23 protein-coding genes are annotated in these 24642 nt (G+C 66.6%); 10 read left to right on the top strand and 13 right to left on the bottom strand.

Annotated features, from left to right (window positions below; genetic code table 11):
• The first annotated feature begins 34 nt into the window (after window positions 1-34).
• On the top strand, window positions 35-946 hold the full coding sequence (locus C7H84_RS02385; RefSeq protein ID WP_121857235.1) for a LysR family transcriptional regulator: 912 nt from the start codon (window positions 35-37) through the stop codon (window positions 944-946).
• A gap of 51 nt (window positions 947-997) precedes the next feature.
• Here C7H84_RS02385 and C7H84_RS02380 read toward each other — a convergent pair whose 3' ends face one another.
• The gene (locus tag C7H84_RS02380; RefSeq protein ID WP_121857234.1) at window positions 998-2152 is read right to left on the bottom strand and encodes a porin; all 1155 of its coding nucleotides are present in this window, start codon (window positions 2150-2152) and stop codon (window positions 998-1000) included.
• A 381-nt stretch (window positions 2153-2533) separates the two neighbouring features.
• Here C7H84_RS02380 and C7H84_RS02375 point away from each other — a divergent pair, with 381 nt between their 5' ends.
• Window positions 2534-3637, top strand: coding sequence for an OpgC domain-containing protein (locus C7H84_RS02375; protein WP_121857233.1), 1104 nt, complete (start codon window positions 2534-2536; stop codon window positions 3635-3637).
• Between the two features lie 61 nt (window positions 3638-3698).
• Window positions 3699-4643, top strand: coding sequence for an alpha/beta hydrolase-fold protein (locus C7H84_RS02370; protein ID WP_121857232.1), 945 nt, complete (start codon window positions 3699-3701; stop codon window positions 4641-4643).
• Between the two features lie 104 nt (window positions 4644-4747).
• On the opposite strand, the gene C7H84_RS02365 is transcribed toward C7H84_RS02370, so the two are convergent.
• A complete protein-coding gene (locus tag C7H84_RS02365; RefSeq protein WP_121857231.1) occupies window positions 4748-5986 on the bottom strand; it encodes an SfnB family sulfur acquisition oxidoreductase in 1239 nt (412 codons plus the stop codon).
• Window positions 5987-6291: 305 nt separating this feature from the next.
• On the opposite strand from C7H84_RS02365, the gene C7H84_RS02360 reads away from it, so the two are divergent.
• Together C7H84_RS02360 and C7H84_RS02355 are read left to right on the top strand one after the other, a co-directional pair.
• Complete coding sequence (locus tag C7H84_RS02360; RefSeq protein WP_121857230.1) at window positions 6292-7557, top strand: acyl-CoA dehydrogenase family protein; 1266 nt, start codon at window positions 6292-6294, stop codon at window positions 7555-7557.
• Entirely contained in the window at window positions 7554-8954 is a 1401-nt protein-coding gene (locus C7H84_RS02355) for an LLM class flavin-dependent oxidoreductase (RefSeq protein WP_121857229.1), read from the top strand. Before C7H84_RS02360 ends, C7H84_RS02355 begins: the two co-directional genes overlap by 4 nt.
• Before the next feature lie 220 nt (window positions 8955-9174).
• On the opposite strand, the gene C7H84_RS02350 is transcribed toward C7H84_RS02355, so the two are convergent.
• The gene (locus C7H84_RS02350) at window positions 9175-10389 is read right to left on the bottom strand and encodes an FAD-dependent monooxygenase (RefSeq protein ID WP_121857228.1); all 1215 of its coding nucleotides are present in this window, start codon (window positions 10387-10389) and stop codon (window positions 9175-9177) included.
• Window positions 10390-10553: 164 nt separating this feature from the next.
• Here C7H84_RS02350 and C7H84_RS02345 point away from each other — a divergent pair, with 164 nt between their 5' ends.
• On the top strand, window positions 10554-11498 hold the full coding sequence (locus C7H84_RS02345; RefSeq protein ID WP_121857227.1) for a LysR family transcriptional regulator: 945 nt from the start codon (window positions 10554-10556) through the stop codon (window positions 11496-11498).
• A gap of 114 nt (window positions 11499-11612) precedes the next feature.
• Entirely contained in the window at window positions 11613-12371 is a 759-nt protein-coding gene (locus tag C7H84_RS02340) for an SDR family oxidoreductase (protein ID WP_121857226.1), read from the top strand.
• Between the two features lie 6 nt (window positions 12372-12377).
• Here the strand turns inward: C7H84_RS02340 and C7H84_RS02335 are convergent, their stop codons facing one another.
• The 4 genes from C7H84_RS02335 to C7H84_RS02320 all read right to left on the bottom strand — a co-directional run bounded on the left by C7H84_RS02335 (window position 12378) and on the right by C7H84_RS02320 (window position 16897).
• Complete coding sequence (locus C7H84_RS02335; protein ID WP_121857225.1) at window positions 12378-12722, bottom strand: cupin domain-containing protein; 345 nt, start codon at window positions 12720-12722, stop codon at window positions 12378-12380.
• 79 nt (window positions 12723-12801) lie between these two features.
• The gene (locus C7H84_RS02330) at window positions 12802-14280 is read right to left on the bottom strand and encodes a sensor domain-containing diguanylate cyclase (protein WP_121857224.1); all 1479 of its coding nucleotides are present in this window, start codon (window positions 14278-14280) and stop codon (window positions 12802-12804) included.
• 127 nt (window positions 14281-14407) lie between these two features.
• The gene (locus C7H84_RS02325) at window positions 14408-15502 is read right to left on the bottom strand and encodes a potassium channel family protein (RefSeq protein WP_121857223.1); all 1095 of its coding nucleotides are present in this window, start codon (window positions 15500-15502) and stop codon (window positions 14408-14410) included.
• Between the two features lie 60 nt (window positions 15503-15562).
• Window positions 15563-16897 carry an FAD-binding oxidoreductase gene (locus tag C7H84_RS02320; protein WP_121857222.1) on the bottom strand — a complete coding sequence of 445 codons (1335 nt, stop codon included), beginning with the start codon at window positions 16895-16897 and terminating at the stop codon, window positions 15563-15565.
• A gap of 242 nt (window positions 16898-17139) precedes the next feature.
• Here C7H84_RS02320 and C7H84_RS02315 point away from each other — a divergent pair, with 242 nt between their 5' ends.
• Together C7H84_RS02315 and C7H84_RS02310 are read left to right on the top strand one after the other, a co-directional pair.
• Window positions 17140-17787: a hypothetical protein gene (locus C7H84_RS02315; protein ID WP_121857221.1), complete on the top strand. Its 648-nt coding sequence runs from the start codon at window positions 17140-17142 to the stop codon at window positions 17785-17787.
• 474 nt (window positions 17788-18261) lie between these two features.
• Window positions 18262-18540, top strand: coding sequence for a hypothetical protein (locus tag C7H84_RS02310; protein WP_121857220.1), 279 nt, complete (start codon window positions 18262-18264; stop codon window positions 18538-18540).
• Window positions 18541-18671: 131 nt separating this feature from the next.
• On the opposite strand, the gene C7H84_RS02305 is transcribed toward C7H84_RS02310, so the two are convergent.
• From C7H84_RS02305 to C7H84_RS02285, 5 genes are all read right to left on the bottom strand, one after another.
• Window positions 18672-19979, bottom strand: a complete 1308-nt coding sequence (locus C7H84_RS02305; protein ID WP_121857219.1) for an Nramp family divalent metal transporter — start codon at window positions 19977-19979, stop codon at window positions 18672-18674.
• A gap of 84 nt (window positions 19980-20063) precedes the next feature.
• Complete coding sequence (locus C7H84_RS02300; protein ID WP_121857218.1) at window positions 20064-20570, bottom strand: low affinity iron permease family protein; 507 nt, start codon at window positions 20568-20570, stop codon at window positions 20064-20066.
• 322 nt (window positions 20571-20892) lie between these two features.
• Window positions 20893-21180: a hypothetical protein gene (locus C7H84_RS02295; RefSeq protein ID WP_121857217.1), complete on the bottom strand. Its 288-nt coding sequence runs from the start codon at window positions 21178-21180 to the stop codon at window positions 20893-20895.
• Between the two features lie 116 nt (window positions 21181-21296).
• Window positions 21297-22919: a chaperonin GroEL gene (gene groL / locus C7H84_RS02290; protein WP_121857216.1), complete on the bottom strand. Its 1623-nt coding sequence runs from the start codon at window positions 22917-22919 to the stop codon at window positions 21297-21299.
• An 81-nt stretch (window positions 22920-23000) separates the two neighbouring features.
• On the bottom strand, window positions 23001-23318 hold the full coding sequence (locus C7H84_RS02285) for a co-chaperone GroES (RefSeq protein WP_121857215.1): 318 nt from the start codon (window positions 23316-23318) through the stop codon (window positions 23001-23003).
• A gap of 451 nt (window positions 23319-23769) precedes the next feature.
• Between C7H84_RS02285 and C7H84_RS37040 the strand changes: the two genes are divergently transcribed.
• Window positions 23770-24081: a hypothetical protein gene (locus C7H84_RS37040; RefSeq protein ID WP_240461946.1), complete on the top strand. Its 312-nt coding sequence runs from the start codon at window positions 23770-23772 to the stop codon at window positions 24079-24081.
• A gap of 165 nt (window positions 24082-24246) precedes the next feature.
• On the opposite strand, the gene C7H84_RS02275 is transcribed toward C7H84_RS37040, so the two are convergent.
• A complete protein-coding gene (locus tag C7H84_RS02275) occupies window positions 24247-24522 on the bottom strand; it encodes a hypothetical protein (RefSeq protein ID WP_121857214.1) in 276 nt (91 codons plus the stop codon).
• Between the last annotated feature and the right edge of the window lie 120 nt (window positions 24523-24642).

Here is a 24642-nt window from a genome sequence, read left to right as displayed (position 1 = left end):
AGCCTGTCCCAAATCGCCCACGTTGCCGCCCCGCATGGACCACCTGCATGCAATGCGCATCTTTGCGCGCGTCGCCCACCTCGGCAGCTTCACGAAAGCCGCCGAGCAACTGCAATTGCCGCGCCCGACAGTCAGCAATGCCGTTCAGTATCTGGAGAAGCACCTGAAGGTGCGCTTGCTGCAGCGGACCACGCGGCGCGTCGCGCTGACCGCCGAAGGCGCGACCTACTACGAGCGCTGCATGCGGCTGCTGGCCGATCTGGACGACGCCGAGACGCTGTTCGACGACGCCGGCGCATCGGCGCGCGGCGTGATCCGCGTCGACCTGCCCGAGCGCTTCGCGCTGAACCATGTGATCCCGGCGCTGCCGGATTTCCATGCGCGCTATCCCGACCTGCGCGTCGTGCTCGGCACGACCGACCGCTTCGTCGACCTCGTCGCCGACGGGATCGACTGCGCGGTGCGGGTCGGCGTGTTGTCCGACACGTCGCTGGTCGCACGGCGCGTCGACGAGCTGGCGCAGATCAACTGCGCGTCGCCCGCGTATCTCGCGCGGTACGGCACGCCGCGCTCGCCGGACGATCTGCCGGACCACGTCGCGGTCGGCTATTTCTCGAGCCGCGCGGGGCGCGAACTGGACTGGGAATATGCGGACATGGACTCGGGCGAGCTGCAGACCGTGAAGATGCGCAGCGTCGTCGCGGTGAACAGCTCGCACGCGTATCTCGCATGCTGCGTGGCTGGCCTCGGGCTCATCCAGGCGCCGCGCGAAGGGCTCGCGCCGCTGCTGGAGGACGGCTCGCTCATCGAGGTGCTGCCGGAATGGCATGCCCCGCCGCTGCCGGTGTCGATCGTGTTTCCGCACGGACGGCATCTCGCGCCGCGCGTGCGGATCGTCGTCGACTGGCTCGCGGAAACGCTCGGCGACGCGCTCCGGGCGGAATGACGGCCGCCGGGCGCCGGGCCGGTCAGGCCCGCGCGCGGCCGGCGCGCAACATCAGAATTTGTGGCGGATCGCGGCGCGCACCGCGAACTGGTTCGACGACGACGACGGACCGTCCGTCCCGACCACGTAGCCACCGTCCGCCGCGGTGCCCGTCTTGTCGCCGCCGACCTTCTGCCAGGCGCCCTGCAGGTACACGTCGGTGCGCTTGGACAGGCTGTAGTCGGCCATCAGCCCGACGGTGTGGTACTTCGGCTTGATCGGGCCGGCCGCGGCATCGAACTTGCCGTCCGTGTACACGTACTGCGCGCCGAGATAGAAATCGGGCGTCAGCTGGTACTTGCCGTTGATCTCGAAGTTCTGGAACCGGGTGGCGGTCAGCCCGAGGCCCGTGAACGTCGTTGCCGGCAGGTAGACATTCGACACCGGGTTCTTCACGTCCGTGTTCGTATAGACGAAGCCGACCGTCGCCGGGCCGAACGTGTAGTTGATGCCGCCGCCGAAGATGCGCAGGCGGTCGGCGACGAAGTTCGCGTCGTCGGCCGCGATCGCGCCCGCGTTGCCGACGCCCGGGCTGTTCGCCTGCAGATACGCGGCCGCGACCTGCAGCCCGGCGAGCGAGTATTGCGCGCCGATGCTGTACTGGCGGTTGTTCGAGAAGCCCGTGCTGTTGCTGAAGCTGTAGGTGCCGCCGAGCGACAGCCCGTTCCAGTCGGGGCTCGCGTACTTGACCGTGTTGTTGACGCGGAACGAGTTGTCCGTGTTGTCGTTGTCGAACGGGTGCGAGAACAGCGTGCCGCCCCAGTTGCCGTTCGCGGTCAGCGGCGCGAGGTAGTCGACGACGGCATCGTACTGGCGGCCGAAGGTCAGCGTGCCGAAGCGCGACGCGCCGAGGCCGACGAATGCCTGACGGCCGAACATCCGGCCGCCCTGGTTGAGCCGGCCATTGTTCACGTCGAAGCCGTTTTCCAGCGTGAAGATCGCCTTCAGGCCGCCGCCGAGATCCTCGCTGCCCTTCAGGCCCCAGCGGCTGCCCTGCGCATAGCCGCTCGCCAGCTGGTAATCCGCTTTTCCGACCCCATTCACGTTGACGTTGTTCGTGTAGTTGAAGCCTTCGTCGATCAGGCCGTACAGCGTCACGCTGTCCTGCGCGAAGGCCGGCGCGGCGAAGGCAGCCAGCGCGGCGGCAAAAAAGACGTGCTTCTTCATGACGAATCTCCGGAGCCGGGTGCCGGGCAGGCCATTCGCCCGGCGATTGTTTGAGCTGTTTTATTGAGTGGCCCGCAGGGCGGACAACGCGGTGTGCGGCCGCGAGGACAAAATGGTGTCACGTCGCAAATCGTCCGTCCATCGGGGTGCGGGGCGCGGTGCGCAAAGCGTTGCGCGGGTCCAACTGCCCCGTTCGCGCGACCACCTGACCAGGCTTGTCGGCAACGGCTGACGCGCCCGCCATCCGCGTAAACCCGACCGGTGTCGCATCGGTGGCACAATGCGCATCCGTTCGTCATTTCTTCACGAAGTCATGCTTGACCCCGATTCTTGCGCGGCGGGTGCCGGCCGCGCACGCGGCGCGCGCCGGGAGGCGGCCCGATGACCGCCGCCGCCCGGGCCGGCCGCTACGCCGAGCTCGATTTCTTCCGCGGGCTCGTGCTGCTCGTGATCGTCGTCGACCACATTGGCGGCAGCATCCTGTCCCGCGTGACGCTGCATGCGTACGCGCTGTGCGATGCGGCCGAGGTGTTCGTGTTCCTCGGCGGCTTCGCGACCGCCATCGCGTACAACTCGCTCGCCGAGCGCCACGACGAGGCCGCCGCGCGCCAGCGTTTCATCCGCCGCGCGTTCGAGATCTACCGTGCGTTCCTCGTGACGGCCGGCCTGATGCTGCTGATCACCGCCGTGCTGAACGCGTTCTCGATCGACGGTCCGAACATGCCGACCAACGATCTCGACGGCCTGCTCCACAAGCCGCTCGCCGCGCTGCGCGACATCCTGCTGTTCCGCCGCCAGCCGTATCTCGCGTCGGTGCTGCCGATGTATGCGTTCTTCGCGCTGCTCGTGCCGCTCGCGCTGCCGCTCGCGCGCACGCAGCCGTGGCTGATGCTCGCGTTCAGCGGTTCGCTGTGGTACGCGGCGCCGCACGTCGCGCGCTTCCTGCCAACCGTCGAAGGCGCGCCGTGGGACTTCAACCCGTTCGCGTGGCAGTTCCTGTTCGTGCTCGGCGTGATCGCGCGCTGCCAGCCCGTCTACCAGACGCTCGCACCGAAGCCGCAGGGCTGGCTGCTGACGGCCGCGGCGCTCGCGATCGTCGCGGCCGGCGCGTACTACCGGTTGCGCATCGAGCCGTTTCCGACCGATCCGTCGATCAAGCAGAACCTCGGCGCGCTGCGGCTCGCGAACTTCCTCGCGATCGCGTGGCTCGCGGCCAAGCTCGTGCACCTCGGCTGGATGAAGAAGGTCGCGCACGCGATGCCGTGGATCGGCACGATCGGCCGCCAGGGGCTGCTGTGCTTCGTCGCGGGCACCGGCATTTCGCTGGCCGTCGATTCGCTGCTTTACCAGGCGACCGAAGGCTATCTGGATGTGCCGCTCGGCCTGACCGCCGACGTGGTCGCGATGGGGCTGCTGTATCTCGTCGCGAAGCTCTATGCGCCGCTGGTGTCGCGGCTGCCGTTTCCAGTCCGTGCGCGGCAATGATGTGCCGCGCGGTCATGCGCCGCTGCTACGATAGCGGCCGCCTCCCCTGAAACGCTTCGCCATGCGCCGACTCGCCCTTTCGTTCGCCGTCGCCCTGCTCGCCGGCTGTCTCGCCACCGCCCACGCGTCGCAGGGCGCGCCCGTGCCTGCGCCGACGTCATCCGCGACCACCCCCGCGATCGTCCCGCCTGCAACGGTCGCACCCGCTGCGCAGGAACCGCCGGTCAATCCGGGCAGCAGCATCGTGCTGCGCGCGTTCCGCTCGGCTTCGCTGAAGCGCGACTGGTCGTACACGGTCTACCTGCCGCCCGGCTACAACCCGGAAGGCGCGCGCTATCCGGTGCTGTACCTGCTGCACGGCAATGCCGGCAACGCGAACGACTGGGTCACCCAGGGCCGGCTGCAGGCCACCGCCGACACGCTGATCGAGCGGCACGAGATTCCGCCCGTCGTGATCGTGATGCCGCAAGGCGGCACCGACTGGTACGTCGATCGCAAGGAGAAGATGCAGAGCGCGTTCCTGAACGATCTGCTGCCGGAAGTCGAAGCGCACTTCGCGGTGTCGAACCAGCGCGCGGGCCGCGCGATCGGCGGCGTGTCGATGGGCGGCTTCGGCGCGCTGCGTTTCTCGCTGCTCGAACCGGGCCTGTTCTGCGGCGCGATGCTGCTGAGCCCCGCGATCTATGCGAACGAGCCGCCACTCAATTCCGCCGCGCGCTACGTCGGCGTGTTCGGCGACCGGCAGTTCGATTCGCGCGTGTGGCACGAGCTGAACTACCCGGCGCTGATGCGCGGCTATTTCGCGCGCAACTGGCGCGTGCCGATGTTCATCGCGGCGGGCGACGACGACCTGACGATCCAGGCCGAATCCAGCCTGCTGTATACGCAGCTGCGCCGTGCGCAGAATCCGGCCGAGCTGCGCATCGTCGACGGCGGGCATACGTGGGAGGTATGGCGCGGCATCCTCGGGACGGGGTTGAAGTACGCGCTGGAGTGCGTGAAGTAACGACGCCGCGCTACACGTCAGGCAGTTGCGCGCCGGCTGCCTGACGCTTCGTGCTCCGTTGGCCCCGTGTCACCGGGGCCGCCGGAATCACCCACACGTGCGGTTCAATTCCATGCATGACGCGCCGGCCGCACGCCATTCAAGTAGTAGTTGCCGACGAGGTGATACTTCCACCGCACCGGATCGTGCAGCGTATGCGTGCGCGCATTGCGCCAGTGCCGGTCGAGATTGTGTTCGGCGAGCGTCGACTGCGTGCCGGCCAGCTCGAACAGCTTTTCTCCGGCCAGCAGCGCGATCTCGGTGGTCAACACCTTCGCCTCGCCGACCGCGACCGATGCGCGCGCGACATCGTCGTCGGTCACCGTGCCGCGCGCACCGATCTCGTCCAGCGTGCGCGCCGCGCGTTCCAGCAGCGCTTCCGCCGCATGCAACTGGATATGCAGGCGGCCGATCTCGCGGACGATCAACGGATCGTCGGTCGCCCGCTCGACGCCGCTGTCGACCCACGGTCGCGTGCGGGTGCGCACGAATGCTTCCGTATCGGCGATCGCGGCCTTCGCGATGCCGGCATCGATCGCCGCCTGGATGATCTGCGACACCGGGCCGTTGAGCGTCGGCTCGTCGGACACGCGCTGCGCGTGCAGCACGTGCGACGCCGGCACGCGCACGCCGTCGAGCACCACCGTGCCGCTCGCGGTCGTGCGCTGGCCGAAGCCCGACCAGTCGTCGATCACGGTCAGCCCCGGCGTCGGCTGCGGGATATACGCGAGCCACGCCTGCTGCGCATCGTCGAGGCCGAGCACCGGCACGTAGTGCGCGAACAGCGCGCCGGTCGAATAGAACTTCGTGCCGTCGACGACGTAGTCGTCGCCATCGCGCCGCACACGCGTCTTCAGGTCGAGCACGTGCTTCGTGCCCTTCTCCGAAAAGCCGTTGCCGAAGCGCTTGCCGCTCAGGATTTCCGCGAAGAAATAGCGCTTTTGCGCGTCGGTGCCGATCAGCGCGATCACGTCGACGAGCCCGAAGTGGTTCTGCGGCAACTGCCCGAGCGACGCATCGGCCGCCGCGACGATCTTGATCACCTCGGTGAGCGTCACGTGCGACACGCCTGCACCGCCGTAAGCCTTCGGCACCGTGATCGCCCACAGTCCCGACTGCGAGAACCATTCGATCTCGTCGCGCGGCAAGCGTCGCTCGCGATCGCGTTCGGCGGCCCCTTCGGCCAGCCGCTGCGCAAGCGCGTGCGCGGCTGCGATCGCCTGTGCGTCGTCGGCAATCACGCGGGCCACCTGCGGTTTTGCATCGGCTGGCCGCTCCTGAATCGTCGCGCTCGTATCTGACATCGGGCTCTCCTGTCGAATGACGAAAACAGTCAATCTAGCAGTGCGTCCCGCACCGGCAAACCGAGCGATTCTCGTAACGATATTCCTTCGGATAACAAACGACATGGCTTCGTATGTCGTGCGACGTGCGCTTCGAAGTGCGCTTCGACGCCGCAATCGACGCCCGAACGTCGGTACTTTTGCGCGCCGCGCCACGTAATGCGCCGTGACGATAACGATCTGCGAATCCGTTATTGGAACGCGCGCGCGACGCTTCCTATACTGGCCTCCCGGTGCAAACGGCCCCGCCCTTCGAGGAACACCGCATGACTTCGTCACACGCAGATCCCTCTCTTTCCACCGGCACCGACTACGATGCACTCGCGAGCCGGTTTCGCCCCATATTCGACCGGATCGCGGCCGGCACCGCGGAGCGCGAACAGCGCCGCGAACTGCCGCACGAAGCGATCGGCTGGCTGAAGGCCGCCGGCTTCGGCGCGGTCCGGCTGCCGGTGCACGACGGCGGCGCCGGCGCATCGCTGCCGCAGCTGTTCCGGCTGCTCACCGAACTCGCGACCGCCGATTCGAATCTGCCGCAGGCGTTGCGCGGCCACTTCGCGTTCGTCGAGGACTGGCTGAACGCACCGCCGGGGCCGCAGCGCACGACGTGGTTCGACCGCTTCGCGAGCGGCCAGCTCGTCGGCAATGCGTGGTCGGAAGCCGGCGACGTCCCGCTCGGGCAGACCATCACCAAGGTATCGGAGCAGAACGGCCGGCTCGTGCTGAACGGCCGAAAGTTCTACAGCACGGGCAGCCTGTTCGCGGACTGGATCGACGTGTTCGCGCAACGCGAACATGACGGCAGCGACGTGATCGTTGCGGTCGCAACGGCACAGCCCGGCGTGATACTCGAAGACGACTGGGACGGCTTCGGCCAGCGCACGACCGGCAGCGGCACGACGCGCTTCGAGAACGCGGCGGTCGACGCCGACCACGTGATCGAGTTCGCGCGCCGCTTCAAATATCAGACGGCGTTCTACCAGCTGTTCCACGTCGCCACGCTGGCCGGCATCGGCCATGCGATCGTGCGCGACGCGGGCGAGCTCGTGCGCAACCGCACGCGCGTGTACAGCCACGGCAACGCCGCGCGCGCCGGCGACGACGCGCAACTGCAGCAGGTGATCGGCGAAATCGCGTCGTGGGCGTACGCGGCCGATGCGCTCGCGCTGCGTGCCGCGCAGCCGCTGCAACAGGCCTATATCGCGCGCTTCGGCAACGACGACGAAGCCGAGCATGCCGCGAACGTCGCGGCCGAAATCGAATCCGCGCAGAGCCAGCTCGTCGTGTCGGAACTCGTGCTGCGCGCGGCGACGCGCCTGTTCGACGCGCTCGGCGCATCCGCGACGCGCAGCACGACCGCGCTCGATCGTCACTGGCGCAACGCGCGCACGGTGTCGTCGCACAATCCGCTCGTCTACAAGGCACGGATCGTCGGCGACTGGGTCATCAACGGACGCACGCCGCCGTTCGTGTGGCGCGTCGGCAATGGCGCCGCTGCTGCCACGGGCACGGCAACGGAGGCCGCGCGATGAGCAAGACCATCCGCTTCAACGCGTTCGAGATGAACTGCGTCGGCCATCAGTCGCCCGGCCTGTGGGCGCATCCGCGCGACCGTTCGTGGCAGTACAAGGATCTCGACTACTGGACCGATCTCGCGCGCGTGCTCGAACGCGGGATCTTCGATGCGATCTTCATCGCGGACGTGATCGGCTATTACGACGTCTACCAGGGCAGCAACTATCACGCGCTGCACCAGGCCGCGCAGATCCCGGTCAACGATCCGCTGCAGCTCGCCGCGCCGATCGCGATGGCGACCGAGCATCTCGGCATCGGCATCACCGCGTCGACGACGTTCGAGCATCCGTACACGTTCGCGCGCCGGCTGTCGACCGCCGACCATCACACGAAGGGCCGGCTCGCATGGAACATCGTCACGTCGTATCTGGAAAGCGGCGCGAAGAACGTCGGCGACAACGGGCTGCGCACGCACGACGACCGCTATGCGGTCGCGGCCGAATATGTCGAAGTGCTGTACAAGCTGTTCGAAGGCAGCTGGGAAGATGGCGCGGTCGTGCGCGATCGCGACCGCCGCGTGTTCACGAATCCGGAGAAAGTGCACGAGATCGGCCACAAGGGACGCTACTTCGACGTGCCCGGCTATCACCTGTGCGAGCCGTCGCCGCAGCGCACGCCGGTGCTGTTCCAGGCCGGTGCCTCGGGCCCCGGCAAGGCGTTCGCCGCGCAGCACGCCGAATGCGTGTTCGTCGCCGCGCCGACGCGTCCGCAGCTCGCGCGCTACGTCGCCGACGTGCGCGCGCAGGCAGCCGCCGCTGGCCGTGATGCGCACGACGTGCTGATCTACAACCTCGTCACGGTGATCGTCGACGAGACGGACGAGAAGGCGCAGGCGAAGTTCGACGAGTACCGCCGCTATGTGTCGTACGACGGCTCGCTGGTGTTCATGTCCGGCTGGACCGGCATCGATTTCGGCCAGTACGCGCCGAGCGATCCGGTCAGGCGCGTCGAGACGAATGCGATCGTGTCGGCAGTCGAGCACCTGGCCGGCGGCGATACCGCGTGGACGATCGAGGAACTGGCCGCGTGGGGCGGCATCGGCGGGATGGGGCCCGTGTTCGTCGGCTCCGCGCAGACCGTCGCCGACATCCTGCAGGAATGGGTCGCCGCGACCGACGTCGACGGCTTCAATCTCGCGTATGCCGTCGCGCACGAAACCTTCGAGGACATCGTGCGCTACCTCGTGCCGGAGTTGCAGCGGCGCGGCGTATATCCGACCGAATACGCGCCGGGCACGCTGCGCGAGAAGCTGTTCGGCGGCTCGGCGAAGTTGCCGGACACGCATCCGGCCGCGCAGTTTCGCGACATCGAGCAGGTCAAGCGCGCCGCGCAACGGGTGGCCGACTACGCATGACGGTCATGCGGCCGGCCGGGCTCGTGTGAGGGCCGGCCGGCAGCCACGCGGGCGCCGCGTCGGTCATCTGGCCCGACGCGAAGCGGGTCCACCGCACGCGCACGACGCACTTCGCGGCTGGCGGCACTCGGGCGGCACGATCGACCTGTCGACGGCGGACGAATGCGCGACGACGATGAGCTTCATTCACACGCCGGCCGATCGCAGTACCATCAACCGCTCAAAGCCACGTCCCGCCCTGCCGCTCGTTCGGTTCATCGGCGAGCGCGTCGAAATCGTGAATCCAGTCCAGGTGATGCAGCACGCTGTCGCGCTCGCCGAGCCGCGCATTGCGCGCCTGGGCGGCCGGCCCGTCGGGCAGATGCAGCACGTCGGCCGCGGAGATCGATGCGTACTGCACCTTGCGCGTACGGCCGCGCCGCAACCGCTCGTACGCCTCCTGCGCTTCGCGCCAGTTGCCGCGGCCGGCCTTCGCGAGTTGCGCGGCCAGCACCATCGCATCCTCGATCGACTGGTTCGCGCCCTGCCCGTGATGCGGCACCAGCGCATGCGCGGCGTCTCCGATCAGCGTCACGCGCCCGCGGCTCCAGCGGCCGAGCGGCGGCCGGTGGAACAACCCCCAGCGCTGACTGATCGGCACCGCGGTGATCATCTGCACGACCGCCGGATGCCAGTCCTTGAACAGGCGCAACTGCTCGCCCTGTTGCGCCGGCATCACCCAGTCGCGCGTCGGCCACGGCGACGGATGGCGCTCGACCAGCAGGAAGTTCTGGTCGCCGTTGTCGCCGATCGGATAGTGCAGCAGATGGCCGTGCGGCCCCACCCAGAACTGGATGGTCTCGGGATCGGGCAGCAGGTCCATCCGCTCGGCCGGCACCACGCCGCGAAAGCCCGAGCACCCGGAATACAGCACGTCGTCGTAGCCGAGCATCCAGCGCCGCGTGATCGAGCGCGCACCGTCCGCGCCGATCACCAGATCGGCATCGATGCGCTCGCCGTTGTCGAAACTCAGCGTGACGCGATCCGGATGCTGCGCGAGATCGACGAGCCGATGGCCGAGATGGATCTGCTCGACGCCGACCGCCTTCGACAGGATCGCGTGCAGGTCCGCGCGATGCACGCCCCAGTACGAACCGCCGAACTGGCGGCGGTAGTCGGGCTCGCCGCGATGATGGCCGATGACCGCGCCGCTGCGCCCGTCGCGATAGACGAGGCCCGGGATTTCCGCGCACACCGCGTCGAAAGCCGGGCGTAATCCCATCCGTTCATAGAAGCGCGTCGCGTTGGCCGACAGCGCGACGGCCGCGCCCACCTCGCGCAGCACGTCGGTCTGCTCGTACAACTGCGCGTCGATGCCCTGCTCGCGCAGCGCGAGCGCCAGCGTCAGGCCGCCGATGCCAGCTCCGACGATCGCGATCCTCAGATTGGTCTGCATGATGAACGTGTCTCCGATATTGATTCAGCGAGTGATGAGGCCGCGGCGCGCCGGTCGAATCCGCGCGCCGTATCGGTATTGTCAGCAGCGCTCCGTCATCCCACAATAAAATGCACGGAATCTGCTTCATCACTAGACGGAATGACCGGAGACAACGCGCCATCATGGAATTGAGCGAGATCGATCTCAATCTGCTGTTGTTGTTTCAGCGGCTGATGCAGGAGCGGCGCGTGTCGACCGTCGCCGAGCAGATGAACATGAGCCAGCCGGGCGTCAGCAACGCGCTCGCGAAGCTGCGCCGCCGGCTCGGCGATCCGCTGTTCGTGCGCGGGCCCGGCGGTGTGGTCCCCACGCCGTTCGCGTTGCGCCTGGCCGAGCCGGTCGCGCACGCGCTGTCGACGCTGCATGCCGCGCTCAATCCGGAGACCGGCTTCGATCCGCTGCGCGCGTCGCGCACGATGACGATCGGGATGACCGATATCGGCGAAGTCGTGTTCCTGCCCGCGTTGCTCGAACACCTGTCGCGCGCGGCGCCAGGCATCGCGCTCAATACCGTGCGCAATACGAGCGTCAACCTCAGCGACGAGATGGCCGACGGCCGCGTCGATCTCGCGATCGGGCTGCTGCCGCAGTTGCAGGGCGGCTTCTATCAGCGCCGCTTGTTCGATCAGCGATACGTGTGCCTGTTCCGGCGCGGCCATCCGCTCGAGGACGCCCCGCTGACCGTCGACGCGTGGCGGGACGCCGAGCATCTGGTCGTCGTGTCGGCCGGCACCGGTCACGGGCAGGTCGACGAATGGCTGAAGCGGCGCCGCGTGAAGCGCCGCGTACGGCTGACGGTGCCGCATTTCATGAGCGTCGGCTATATCCTGCAGCGCACCGACCTGATCGCGACCGTGCCGGAACATCTCGCGTTGCAGCTCGCCGCCCCGTTCTCGCTGGGCTGGCGCGCGTTGCCGGTCACGCTGCCGGGTGCGCCGATCCACATGCTGTGGCATACGCGCGTGAATCAGGACGAAGGCAACCGCTGGTTGCGGGATGTCGTCGTCGGCCTGTTCGCGGAAACCGAAACCCGTGGACGCAAGGCCGCGCCGGCACGCAGGAAATAGCGGTTCGCGCCGCGCAACGCGCGGTACGCGTACGATGTCGCTAGAACCGGCGCACGGCGGATCCATTGCGCATCCGCCGTCTCTTTCGTCATCCAACCCGCAGGGAATCCAGTCATGTCTGCCTCGAACAAGTTCGCCGCCGTCACGGGCGCCGGATCCGGCATCGGTCGTGCCGCGGCAATCGCGCTCGCGAACGCCGGATTTGCCGTCGCGCTGATCGGTCGCAAGGAAGCCGCATTGCTCGAAACGAAAGAGGCGATCGCTGCCGCGCAAGGCGACGCGCACGCGTTTGCCGCCGACGTGACCGACGAGGCGTCTGTCGAACACGCATTCGCGCGGATCGCGCAGCAGTTCGGGCGGCTCGACGTGCTCTTCAACAACGCCGGTCGCAACGCGCCGGCCGTTCCGCTCGACGAATACGAGCTCGGCGTATGGAACGACGTCGTCGCGACGAACCTGACGGGCGTCTTTCTGTGTGCGCGAGCCGCGTGGCGACTGATGAAGGCGCAAACGCCGCAAGGCGGCCGGATCATCAACAACGGCTCGATTTCCGCCTATACGCCGCGCCCGAATACGATCGCGTACACGGCCACCAAGCATGCGGTGGCCGGCATCACCAAGTCGCTCGCGCTCGACGGTCGTGCGTTCAACATCGCGTGCAGCCAGATCGACATCGGCAACGCGGCGACGTCTCTCACCGACCGGATGACCGAAGGCGTATTGCAGGCCGATGGGCGCATGGCGCCCGAGGCACGGATGGACGTCACGCATGTCGCGAACGCAGTAGTTCAGATGGCGAATCTTCCGCTCGATACGAACATCCTGAACATGACGATCATGGCGACCACGATGCCGTTCGTGGGGCGCGGGTAAGCCGGGTCAACCACGCGATTCTGCATCGTGATAGATCGCGAGCCACACGCTCGGCTCGTCCGGATGCGTCCACGCGACGCGATGCCGGCAATGCGGTTCGATCAGCACGTAGTCACCCGGGCGCATGTCGTGCAACGTCGCGTCCGCCTCGAATTCGAGCACCGCGGCCCCCGACAGCAGCGCAACCCATTCCGCGCGCGGATCGTCGTACCAGAAGCCGTCGGGGCTCGTGTGCCCCAACGATACGATCCGCTCGACGTTCAGGCGAGCGCCCGCGACGAGCAGGTCGACACGCTCGTCGCTGCCGCGCGCGCCCTCGATGCTGAACAGGTTGCCGGTTTGAAGTTGCATGTTCGACCTCGCGTTCGCCCGACTTTGAAAGGCGGTTGAGGTCCACTGTAGCGCGATGGCCGTCGTTGCGACGAAATTGTCAAGCCGGTGCCTGAAACGCGGCCACCTTGTTCCGCCCGGTCGCCTTCGCCCGATACAACGCCTCGTCGGCCGCCTTGATCACGGCATCGGCCTCGGCATCGTGCTCGGGCGTCCAGCTCGCCAGGCCGATACTCGCGGTGACATGCCCGTATTCGCTGCCGACGTGCTCGATCGGCAACTCGTCGATCGCCGCGCGAATGCGCTCCGCGATCTGCGCGGCACCCGTTTCGGGCGTATCGGGCAGCAGCACGACGAATTCCTCTCCGCCGTAGCGGGCCGCGGTATCGAGCGGCCGGCGGATGTTGTCGCCGATACAACGCGCGACCGCGGCCAGCGCGTCGTCGCCCGCCTGGTGGCCGTAGGTATCGTTGTACGCCTTGAAGCGATCGACATCGACGAACAACAACGAGAACACCGACCGCGATCGCCGGGCACGCCGCCATTCGCGATCCAGCACTTCTCCGAAGCTGCGGCGATTGTTCAGGCCGGTGAGGCCATCGGTGCGCGCGAGCAGCACGAGTTCCGACTCCGCGCGCATCCGGCGCCGGAGTTGCGTGCCAAGCATCACCGACACCGCGATGAACGCCGCGCCGAACATTGCCACCAGCGCGCCGATCGTCGTCGCGCGGTGCCGCCACGCCGCATAGATGTCCTGCTCCGCTTCCGCGACCATGATGATCAGCGGCAGCTTCGGCAAGTGGCGGAAGTAGTAGAGACGGCGCACGCCGTCGAGCGACGAGGTTTCCGAGAAGACGCCTTCCTGCGCGGCCGCGAACCGCTTGAAGGTCGCGGCCTGGCTGATGTTGCGGCCGATGGTGTGGACGTCGTACGGCTGGCGCATCACCATCACGCCGTCGTTGCCGATCAGCGAGATCGAACCGTGCTGCCCGAGCGACAAGCCGGCGAACAGCTGGTGGAAATACTCGAGGTTGACCGCAATGAGCACGATGCCTGCAAACGAGCCATCGGGATTCGAGATCCGCCGCGTGAGCCCGATGCTGGGCGAGCCAGCGCGCAGGCGCGATGTGAACGGGTCGCTGATGTAGAGACCGACATTCGGGTTGTCGCGGTGGACGGTGAAGTACTTGCGATCGGCGAAATTGCCGTGGCGCGGCACGTCGCTGCCCGAATCGAGGACGATGTTGCCGCCGGCATCGAGTACCAGGATCGAGCCGAGAAATTGCGCGCTCATCGCATTGTCGAACAGCACGGCGCGCCGCAAGCTTGCGGGCGCATTCATCACGTCGGGACGTTGGAGCCCCTCGATGACCGCCTGCAGCGACAGGTCATAGAGTTCGAAGTTGCGTCCGATGTCGCGCTCGGCGATCAGGCCGAGATTGCGGGAGGTTTCGCTTGCCCGCTCGAGCGCGTCGTTGCGGCTCTGTAGCAGCTGCAATACGCACAGACCCATCAGCGCGCAGGCGACCAGGATGCCGACCACGACGATGGTTTGAGGTGCCGCCGACCTGGATTGCATGTGTCTCCTCTATGACCGGGCGCGTCTGCGCGCGCACGGAGCGAATACCTCATACTAAAAAACATACGGTGCCATATCAAGCAGGAAATGCACCAGCGCGGCACGACAGGGGTGCGTTGCCGGCCCGTCAAACCTCCGCATCCGGAATCCGCGCCGACTGAATCACGACCAGCGTATCGCCCGCCTCGATCCGGCACGGCGGATCTTCATAGAACGAATAAATCTTCCCGCAGCGATCGAGCCCGACGACGATCGCGCCCGGCACGACGTTCGTCATGCAGCCGATCTCGTGCGGCAATGCCTCGCGCTCCAGCAGCGTCGCGCGCCCGCGCGTCGACAGCATGTCGTTCACGAACGGCACGATGTAGCGGCTGTGCACCGCATCGGCAAGCAGCAGTGCGCCGATCTTGGTCGACGACACGATCACGTCGGCGCCCGCCTGCCGCAGTTGCCGCTGATACAGGTTCTCCTGGATCCGCACGACGATCTTCGTCTCGGGCGCGATGCTGCGCACCGACAGCGTGAGCAGGATCGCGGTCGGGTCGTCGGTCACCGAGATGATCACGGCCTTCGCCGCGCGCACCTGCGCCTGTTGCAGCAGGTCTTCATGCGCGGGATCGCCGAGCAGCCCCGTCACGCCGAGCGACGTCGCGGCCTCGAGCGCCTGCTGCTGCGCATCGATCACGATGATCGTCGACGGATCGACGCCGCTCTCGAGCAGCTCGCGCACGGCGATCGACCCCGACAGGCCATAGCCGCACACGACGATGTGATCGGACAGTTGCTTCTGCAGGCGTTTCATGCGGAATTCCTCGATGACGCGCTGGATCACGAACTGATACGCCGTGCCCAGGAAGATGAACCAGATGCCGATGCGGATCGGCACGATGAAGAACGCATCGATCAGGCGCGCACGCGCGGTGACCGGCACGATGTCGCCGTAGCCGACCGTCGCGACCGTGACCATCGTGAAGTACACGAGATCGGCAACGTTCATCGGCGTGCTCTTGGTCGAATCGCGCAGGCCGTCGCGATCGAGATACAGCACGAGAAACGCGAGCATGCACAGCGTCACGACGGCGCCGAGACGGAACAGCAGCGTGCGCCGCGGCGACGTCGCGGGACGCGTGAACAGCGTGCGCGCACGCGGCGCCTGCCACGGATCGCGCGCCCGGCGCAGGCGTGAGCGCAGCGAGCGGCGCTGGGCGGAAGGCGTTGCCAACGGGGATTCTCCTGAAGGATGCGGGCTCGATTCTACGACGAGATCAGGCAGGCCCGGCCGCTACAGCACGCTGCGCGGCCGGACCATCGTCCCGTCGACGAAACGCTGCGCACGGAACGCCGCCAGGTCGAGCGACGGCGCGCCGGTATCGACCCATTCGGCCAGCAGCCGCCCGACGATCGGCCCCATCGCGAAGCCGTGCCCGCAGAACCCGGTCGCGATCGCGAGCCCGGACGGCGTGCCGGGTGCGTCGATCACCGGAATCCCGTCGGGCAGCACGTCGATCAGGCCGGCCCACGCCTCGACGATCTGCGCATCCTTCAGCGCGGGGAAGATCGCCTTCAGCTTCGCGAGCGCACGCGGCGCATGCGCACGATTCGGCTGCGGCTGCGGATCGCGCGGCTCGATCGGCCCGACGACGCCGCCGATGCGCGCGCATGCATCGCGCCACGCGGCCGCATTCAGGTGCAGCCGGAACTTCTGTCGTTGCGACCAGAACTCCGGCCAGAACAGGCTCAGGCCGCGCAAGTGGCCCAGCGTCAGATCGACGTCGGCCTGCATGTCGTCGGCGAGATTGATCGTGCCGTTCTTGCGCTGCCGAATGCCGAGGCCGTGCCCCCAGAGCGTCGACGCGGATACGTGCGGCAGCACGTTGGTGCGCATGCAGGTGCCGCGCACGGCCTGCTGCGGCAGCCGGATGCCGACGCCGTCGAGCAGCCGGAAGCTGGTCGCGCCGGCCGCGCAGATCACGCGCCGCGTGCGGATCGCGCCGCGCTCGGTCTGGACGCCCACAATCGCGCCGCCGGCCGTCTCGATTGCCGTCACGCCGCAGCCTTCGAAGAAACGCGCGCCGGCTTCGGTTGCGCGCGCCGCGAATGCGGCGGCCACGCGGCGCGGCTCGGCCTGCCCGTCGCTCGCGGTGTACAGCCCGCCGAGCGTGCGCGCCTCCGGCGACAGGCCGCGCACGTGTTCGTCGATCTCCGCACGCGTCAGCGTGCGCGTGTCGAGACCGTGTTCGCGCGCGACGGCGAGCCACGCCTGGAACGACGCCCAGTCGTCGTCGTTGTCCGCCATGTAGAGGCAACCGCCCTGCCGCCATTCGAGATCGAAGCCGAGCGCCTGCTCGAGCCCTTCCCAGATTCGCATGCCGGCCATCATCAGCGGCACTTCGGCGGACTCGCGGCCCTGCTGGCGCACGAAGCCCCACGCGCGCGTCGATTGCTGGCCGGCGATGCGCGACTTGTCGAGCACGACGGCCTTCAGGCCGCGCAGGCCGAGGTAGTAAGCGGCCGCGCAGCCCATGATGCCGGCGCCGGCGATCACGACGTCGGCTTCGGCTGGGAACGCCGTATCGGCGCGAGTCAGTGCGTCATGCAGCGGATAGGTGGTCGTCATTGTTCTCTGTTGGCGTCGGTAGGTCCGGCGCATCCATCGACGTAAGCGATGGCGGGCGCCGGCTCAGGCTCTCAGGCTGCGAAAGTGAATGGTGAAAGCGTGAATGGCGAAAGCGCAGGAAGGCCGATCGACTGTCCGGTCCGTCGGCAGGCGGCCGCTCGGCCGTCCCCATTTTTTCGCCTTGACGGCGCTATGTTACCGCGCGATAAACTGTATATCCATACAGTGTTGTTGCAGTAGCCATGATCCTCCCCCCATTCGATCCCCCGAAGCTGAACGACCTCACCGAATGGTGGACGAAGTGCACGTATGCAGACGTCCAGCGTCTGATCCTCGAGGTGCAGCATCTGCGCCTGACGCTGTGGGAACTGAAGGCGCACGTCGCGGATGCTTCGCGCCGGATCCGCGTGCTCGATCCCGCGATGCTCGCGCATGGTTCCGCACTGCGACGGCTGACCTACCTGCTCGAGAAGGAAATCGAGCGCGCGAATCCGATCGGCCGCACGCGCGACGTGTATGCGCCGTTTTCCGACGAATGGCGCGCCCGCGAGGCGCTGCGATGCGCGTTGCGCGCGCAGCCCGAGCCTGCGGAAGCCGGCACGTTCCCGCGCACGATTCCGGAATTCCAGCGCGTCACCTGGTGCGAGCTTCGCGATCGCTGGCGTCACCTGAGCGACAAGCAGTCGAGCCGGCAGAACATCGAGCAACGCATGGTGCTCGAAATCGCGCGTCAGCGCTCCGTGATCCTCGCGCGCGCGCGAAAGCTCGTCGATGCCGCGATCGCCGAAGCGGCCGCGGACGGCAAGCAGTTGTTCGCGCTCGATCAACTGAAGCGTTTGCTGTCCGTCGAACGCGAGGACGGCGAGCCGTTCACGTATATGCCGACGTAAGGCAGTTGAATTCGGCGTAATCATTTTTAATGGCCCCCATTGCGCGCCGCATTTCGACCGCCGCATTACGTCATACATAACGACATCCATCGCGTTGTCGATCACGACGAATACTTACGATGAATTCATCGGCGCGGCATGCGCCATTGATTCGCGCGAACACTAAAAGAGACCCACGCATCAGTGCGCCATCACACACTTTCGCATGTCACCGGCGCGTCATTCACGTCGACATACCATCGAGATCGACTTTCACGCAGAGCGCTTTATCTCCACATGTTTTGGGAACAGAAAATGCTCACCGAACAAATAGATAGAACGAATTTATTTCCTTTGACGAATCGCGTATTCCCGGCGAATATTCGCGTCGCTCTATCGATTAGTACTTCTCAGAACACGAAAACAATGTTGCTCGCCATGTAAACGAGGACCTTACGTTGATTCGCCAACTGACACCTGATCGAAGGGGAAGAAATGATGTCGTTGTCTCAGGATGTGAGCACCAAGAAAACTGCTTCCGCACACAAAGCCTCGCTCCCGTCGCCGGTTTTCTGGAAGCCGGAGCCGCTGGTCGCCGCGCCGCCGGAATCGAAGCAGCCGATGCCGGACCTGCGAGATTTCTTCGCTGCGGCGGCGCTGCAAGGGTTGCTGTCGCGAGATGCAGGCCGCAACGTATCGGCGATTGCCGATTACGAGTCCAAGCGCGCGCTGAGCGCGTATCGCCTCGCTGACGAAATGCTGAAAGCGCGGTAAACGAGCAGGCCCGCCGACCCGCGGGCCTGTCTTCTTCTTGTTTGCACGCCGCGGTAAAAAAGACTTGTCAGCGCAATGCCGGCACGCAATATTTTCCGCCACGCTTATTCAAATCCCTTCCAGACCGTTATTCATCCAACGCCGAAATGCGACGCCAGCGCCCCGATCGGCTGCACCAGTAAAACGACATTCAGCGCGCAAATGACGACCATCGCGCCAATTGCAGCCCAGTGCGTCGCGCGCCCGTTCGCGAACGCGCCCATGATGTCGCGGCAGCCGGTGAAGTAGGCCAGCGCGAGCATCGGCACGGGCAAGACGAACGACAACACGACCTGGCTGATCACGAGCGCCTCGGTGGAATCGACGCCGAGCCCGACGACGACGAACGCGGGAACCATCGTGACGAGCCGGCGCAGCCAGACGGGAATCCGGAAGCCGACGAAGCCCTCCATGATCATCTGTCCGGCCATCGTGCCGACGACGGAGCTCGAGATGCCGGAACTCATCAACGACACGAGAAAGAACACGGCCGCGGCTGCGCCCAGCAGCGGCGTCAGCGTCCGGTACGCGGTGCCGATTTCCGCGACATCGCGATAGCCTGCATGAAACGCCGCACTCGCCATCACGACCATCGCCATATTGACCGCCCCGGCGATCGACAACGCAACGATCACTTCCCGGTTGGAAAAACGCACCATCATGCGGCGCTGCGCCGCGTCGAGTCCCGCCACGCGCCGCTGCATGAGCCCGGAATGCAGATACAGCGCATGCGGCATGATCGTCGCGCCGACGATGCCGACGGCGATCGTGAGCGCCTCGCCGCGCGGCCATTCCGGCACGACCGCATGCAGCCCGACTTCGGCCCACGCGACCGGCGCGATGAACAGCTCGGCCAGATAGCACAGACCGATGACGCCCACGAGCACGCCGATCACGAGCTCCATCGGCCTGAAGCCGCTCCGGTCGGCCAGCAGGATGCCGTAGGTCAGGATGGCCATCACGGCCATCCCCGCGAGCGTCGGCAGATCGAACAGCAACGACAGCGCGATCGCGCCGCCGAGAAATTCCGCGAGCTCGGTCGCCATCGCGGCCAGCTCGCTCACGACCCACATGCCGACGACGACCCGCGGCGGGAAATGGGCGCGGCACAGTTCCGCGAGATTCCGGCCGGTCGCGATCGCGAGTTTCGCCGACAGCGCCTGGAACAGCATCGCGATGACGTTCGCCAGCAACACGACCCAGAGCAACGCGTAACCGAACTGCGCACCGGCCCGGATGTTCGTCGCGAAATTGCCGGGATCCATGTAGGCGACCGACGCGATGATCGCCGGCCCCGCGAACAGCAGCGCGGCGCCCGCGCCGCGCCTTCTGCCCGCGAAGACGTCGCGCATGCCGGTCGCGGTCCGCTCCGTCAGCGCATTCCTGTCGAGCGTCGCCATCCGCCCTCCGTCGAGAAATCGGCGTCGCGCACGACGCGCCCGATGCAACCCAAATGACAACCGCTTGTAAGCGCGCGGCGCCGGTCACGACACGCCGCTCGGCTCGTCCGCGGCATCGGTTTCGTCGCATACCGCGGCCCGACCGTCAACGGCGGCCCGCTTCGCGAGCGCCAGATAGGCCTTCGCGAGACGGTGCAGTTCCTCCTCCGACGCATCCTCGATGCCGATCAACTGGTCGCTCGCGGAGCGCGTCGCCGCGACGAGTTCGTCGAGCTTCAGATGCAGCGCGACGCTGTCGCGGTTCTGGTTCCGCTGCAGCAGGAAGACCATCAGGAACGTGATGATCGTCGTGCCGGTATTGATCACGAGCTGCCACGCATCCGAGTAATGAAAGATCGGCCCGCACGCGAGCCACACGACCGTGATGGCCACCGCCGACCCGAACGCGACGGGCGAGCCGGCCCATGCGGTCACGCCCGACGCGAAGCGCTCGAAGGCTCGTGTCACCGGATTCCCGGCCGGTCGAGCATCGGCCGCAGCGTCGTCGCGGAAGTCCGGCCGCACGCCGGTTGATTCGTTGTCCCTTTGCATGTCTTCTCCGGAATCGAAAGTCCTCGCAGCGCGCCCGCGCTCCGCCGGCGCACGGGTCCGGCGCCAACGCACGAGCCGCGTGCCCACGAGGCGCACGCACGCGCCGCCCGGAGCGCCAGAGCACGACGCATGCCCGGCAGAGCCGCGTGCTTTGCGCGCACCCGTCGGTCGAGCGTGGGATCGCTTCGTGCTGAGATTTCGCCGGAACGAATGTCGCGCAACCTTCCCGCCGGGCAAGCCGGACGGAGCATGAGCTCGAGCCGATCGACGTCCGGCCAGGCGCCAGAAGCGCTTCCGACGCGGGGCGGCACGGCGCGGCCCGTCATGCACCCGTTGCGCCCGTTGCGCCCGGATCCGGCTGGTCGGCCATCAGGTAATCGATGACGAGCGTCGGATCGGCGATATCGAGAATCAGCCGGCGCATCACGCGCTTGCGCATGTAGTTGTCGTCGAGCGTCCACGGCGCGGCGGCTTCGCCGAGATACCGGGCGATCGCATCGCGGTGTTCGCCGTCCGGAGGCAGCCCGAGCCGCGCGGCGAGCAGCCCGGCAACGACGTCGTCGATCTCGATGTGCAGCGGTTTCGAATCGATCAGCAGTTCGAGTTTCATGGTCGGTCTCGCAAACCTGAAAAAAACGGCGCGCGCGCCCCGCTGTCGCGCGCGCCGAACAGCGCCGCTCCGGCCCGCGGCGGATCGATACGCGCAGGGGTTTCCTGCGATGCGGGTCAGTAGCCGAGTTCGGGCGCGGCTGCCGGCGCGGCGCTTTCCTCCTTCGGCGCTTCGGCGACGGTCGCATCGGTCGTCAGCACGAGGCCGGCGATCGACGCGGCGTTCTGCAGCGCAGTGCGGGTGACCTTGGTCGGATCGACCACGCCCGCTTCGACCAGATCGCCATACTCGCCGGTCGCCGCGTTGTAGCCGAAGTTTCCTTTACCTTCGAGCACCTTCGCGATCACGACCGACGGCTCGTCGCCCGCGTTCGACACGATCACGCGCAGCGGCGCCTCGAGCGCGCGCAGCACGATCCGGATACCGGCGTCCTGGTCGGCGTTCGCTCCCTTGAGGTCCGACAGCGCCGCGCGTGCGCGCAACAACGCGACGCCGCCGCCCGGCACGATCCCCTCCTCGACCGCCGCACGCGTCGCATGCAGCGCATCGTCGACACGGTCCTTCTTCTCCTTCATTTCGACTTCGGTGACCGCACCGACCTTGATCACGGCCACGCCGCCCGCGAGCTTCGCGACGCGCTCCTGCAGCTTCTCGCGATCGTAGTCGCTCGTCGCTTCGTCGATCTGCACGCGGATCGACTTCACGCGCGCATCGATGCGCGCGGGGTCGCCCGCGCCGTCGATGATGATCGTGTCGTCCTTGCGCACCTCGACACGTTTCGCACGGCCGAGATCGTCGAGCGTCGCCTTGTCGAGCTGCTTGCCCGTTTCTTCGGAAATCACCGTCGCGCCGGTGAGGATCGCGATGTCCTCGAGCATCGCCTTGCGCCGGTCGCCGAAGCCCGGCGCCTTGACGGCGGCGACCTTCAGGATGCCGCGCATCGCGTTCACGACGAGCGTCGCGAGCGCTTCGGCCTCCACATCTTCCGCGACGATCAGCAGCGGCTTGCCGGCCTTCGACGCCGCCTCGAGAATCGGCAGCAGATCGCGGACGCTCGAGATCTTCTTGTCGTGCAGCAGGATCAGCGCGTCGTCGAGATAGGCGGCCTGCTTGTCGGGATCGTTGACGAAATACGGGCTCACGTAGCCGCGGTCGAACTGCATGCCCTCGACCACGTCGAGCTCGTTCTCGAGCGACTTGCCGTCCTCGACCGTGATCACGCCTTCCTTGCCGACCTTCTCCATCGCGTCGGCGATGATCTTGCCGATCGCCTCGTCCGCGTTCGCGGAGATCGCACCGACCTGCGCGATTTCCTTGTGGGTCGAAATCGGCCGCGACAGCTGACGCAACTCGTCGAGCACCGCGCCGACGGCCTTGTCGATGCCGCGCTTCAGGTCCATCGGGTTCATGCCGGCCGCGACGTGCTTCATGCCTTCCTGGACGATCGCCTGCGCGAGCACGGTGGCGGTCGTCGTGCCGTCGCCGGCCACGTCGGCGGTTTTCGACGCGACCTGCTTGACGATCTGCGCGCCCATGTTCTCGAAGCGCTCCTTCAGCTCGATCTCCTTCGCGACCGACACGCCGTCCTTGGTGATGACGGGCGCGCCGAAGCTGCGCTCGATCACGACGTTGCGGCCTTTCGGACCGAGCGTCACCTTCACCGCATCGGCCAGGACGTTCACGCCCTTGACGATCCGGCTGCGCGCGCCGTCGCTGAATTTCACGTCTTTTGCTGCCATTTTGGTTGCTCCGGATAAAGTCGTTGAACGGAATGCCGCGCGCACCGCGCCAACGCCGGTGCGACACGGCCGAATCGGACGTCACGCCGCTTTTCTGGCGGCCTGCGATTCGGGTTCGAGTACGCCCATGACGTCCTCTTCGCGCATGACGAGCAGTTCCTCGCCGTCCACCTTGACGGTCTGGCCTGCATATTTGCCGAAGAGAACCTGGTCGCCGACCTTGAGCTGCAGCGGGCGCTGCGAGCCGTCCTGGAGCAGCCGGCCGCTGCCGACCGCGATGACTTCGCCCTGCTCGGGCTTTTCCGCGGCGGAGTCGGGAATCACGATGCCGGAGGCTGTCGTCCGCTGCTGTTCGATTCGCTTGACGATAACCCGGTCGTAGAGGGGACGAATCTGCATTTTCATCTCCTGAGCGATGAGATCACCTGAATAAGGGAATCCGTCGGCGCTTGCACCGGAAGAAGGCGATGCGCCGACGTGCCATCGATTGGCGAGAAGCGAAATAGTGGCGGCCGATATGCGCTTCAAGAGGGGTGCTGAATGCGTGTTTGTAACAAAATGTTTCGGCTCGGCGACACTGATGCGTCGTGCATATGAAGGCCGTCGCACGGTCTTCTTGTGCTCGCTCACGACGTCGAAAGAGGCACCCGAAACCGCCATTCGTCACGTGTCGGACGGCCTCTTGAAATTTGCGTCGCCTGTCCTATGTTAGGTGTCGCTCAACGCAGTCGCGGTTCACGCGCTGCGTGTTTCGATGGGTGATCAGCCAGGCAGGCGGCGGCCCGGTCGCGCACCGTTCGTCGCGCATCGTGTCGTCGCCTTCCCGACGCATTGACCATGAGAGACCACCATGCTCAGTCCACACGAATTCGCGACCTTGATGCTGATCCGTCATGCGCCGGATCAGCTGGACTCGACCCGCAGCGAGATCGACACGCTGCTCGAGCGGCAATTGATCATGCTCGAACATCGCGGCGACGGTCATCGCCGCGTGCACCTGACGCCGCGCGGACGCGCGATGCTCGATGCATTCGGATCCGGCACCGCGCGCGGCATGCGGCGCGCGCCGCTCCGGGCGCATGACGACGCGCGCTTGCCTGACGCCGCTGCTCGACGGATGGACACGCCGCTGACGGATGCGAACCAGCACGCGCCCGGATGAACCCGGCGCGTGTTGCAATGCATAGGGTTTGATGCGGCGCACATGGCAGCCGCGTCGCAGATCAACGCAATCGCGGGTTGCTGAGCGCAACCCGATAGCGAAGGCAGGAATCCGGCGGCCGGCGGCGGAGCGCAGACCACTCCGCCGCGACCGACGTCAGCGAGATCAGTGCGAATAGCGCGTTCGCGCACCGGCCGTGCGGCCGTACGGCTGAAGTCGTGCCAGCTGTTCGATCGACATCGCGACGACTTCGAGCACATGCCGCGCAATCTCGTCGGCCGCCATTCCGGCGTCGACGTACTGTTCGATGCTCATCGTGCGGGGCGGATGACTGCCCGCTTCGTTGTCGACGATGTAAATCCGGGCGGTACGATGTTCCGGCGACAACATGACCTGGACAGTTTTACCGTGTACGACGGTCTGCATGCGCAATGTGGCCATTCGCAGTCTCCAATTGTGTTGTGTTGCCTTCAACCGAGCATCGAACGATACCTCACGGCGCAACGCATTAATCTACTAACTTCCCCGGATATTCGAAACCGTCGGGAATCAATCTCGGCT

Origin of the sequence: Burkholderia sp. Nafp2/4-1b (assembly GCF_003635165.1) — a bacterium.
GTDB lineage: Bacteria > Pseudomonadota > Gammaproteobacteria > Burkholderiales > Burkholderiaceae > Burkholderia.
This window is presented reverse-complemented; position numbering and strand designations above follow the sequence as displayed.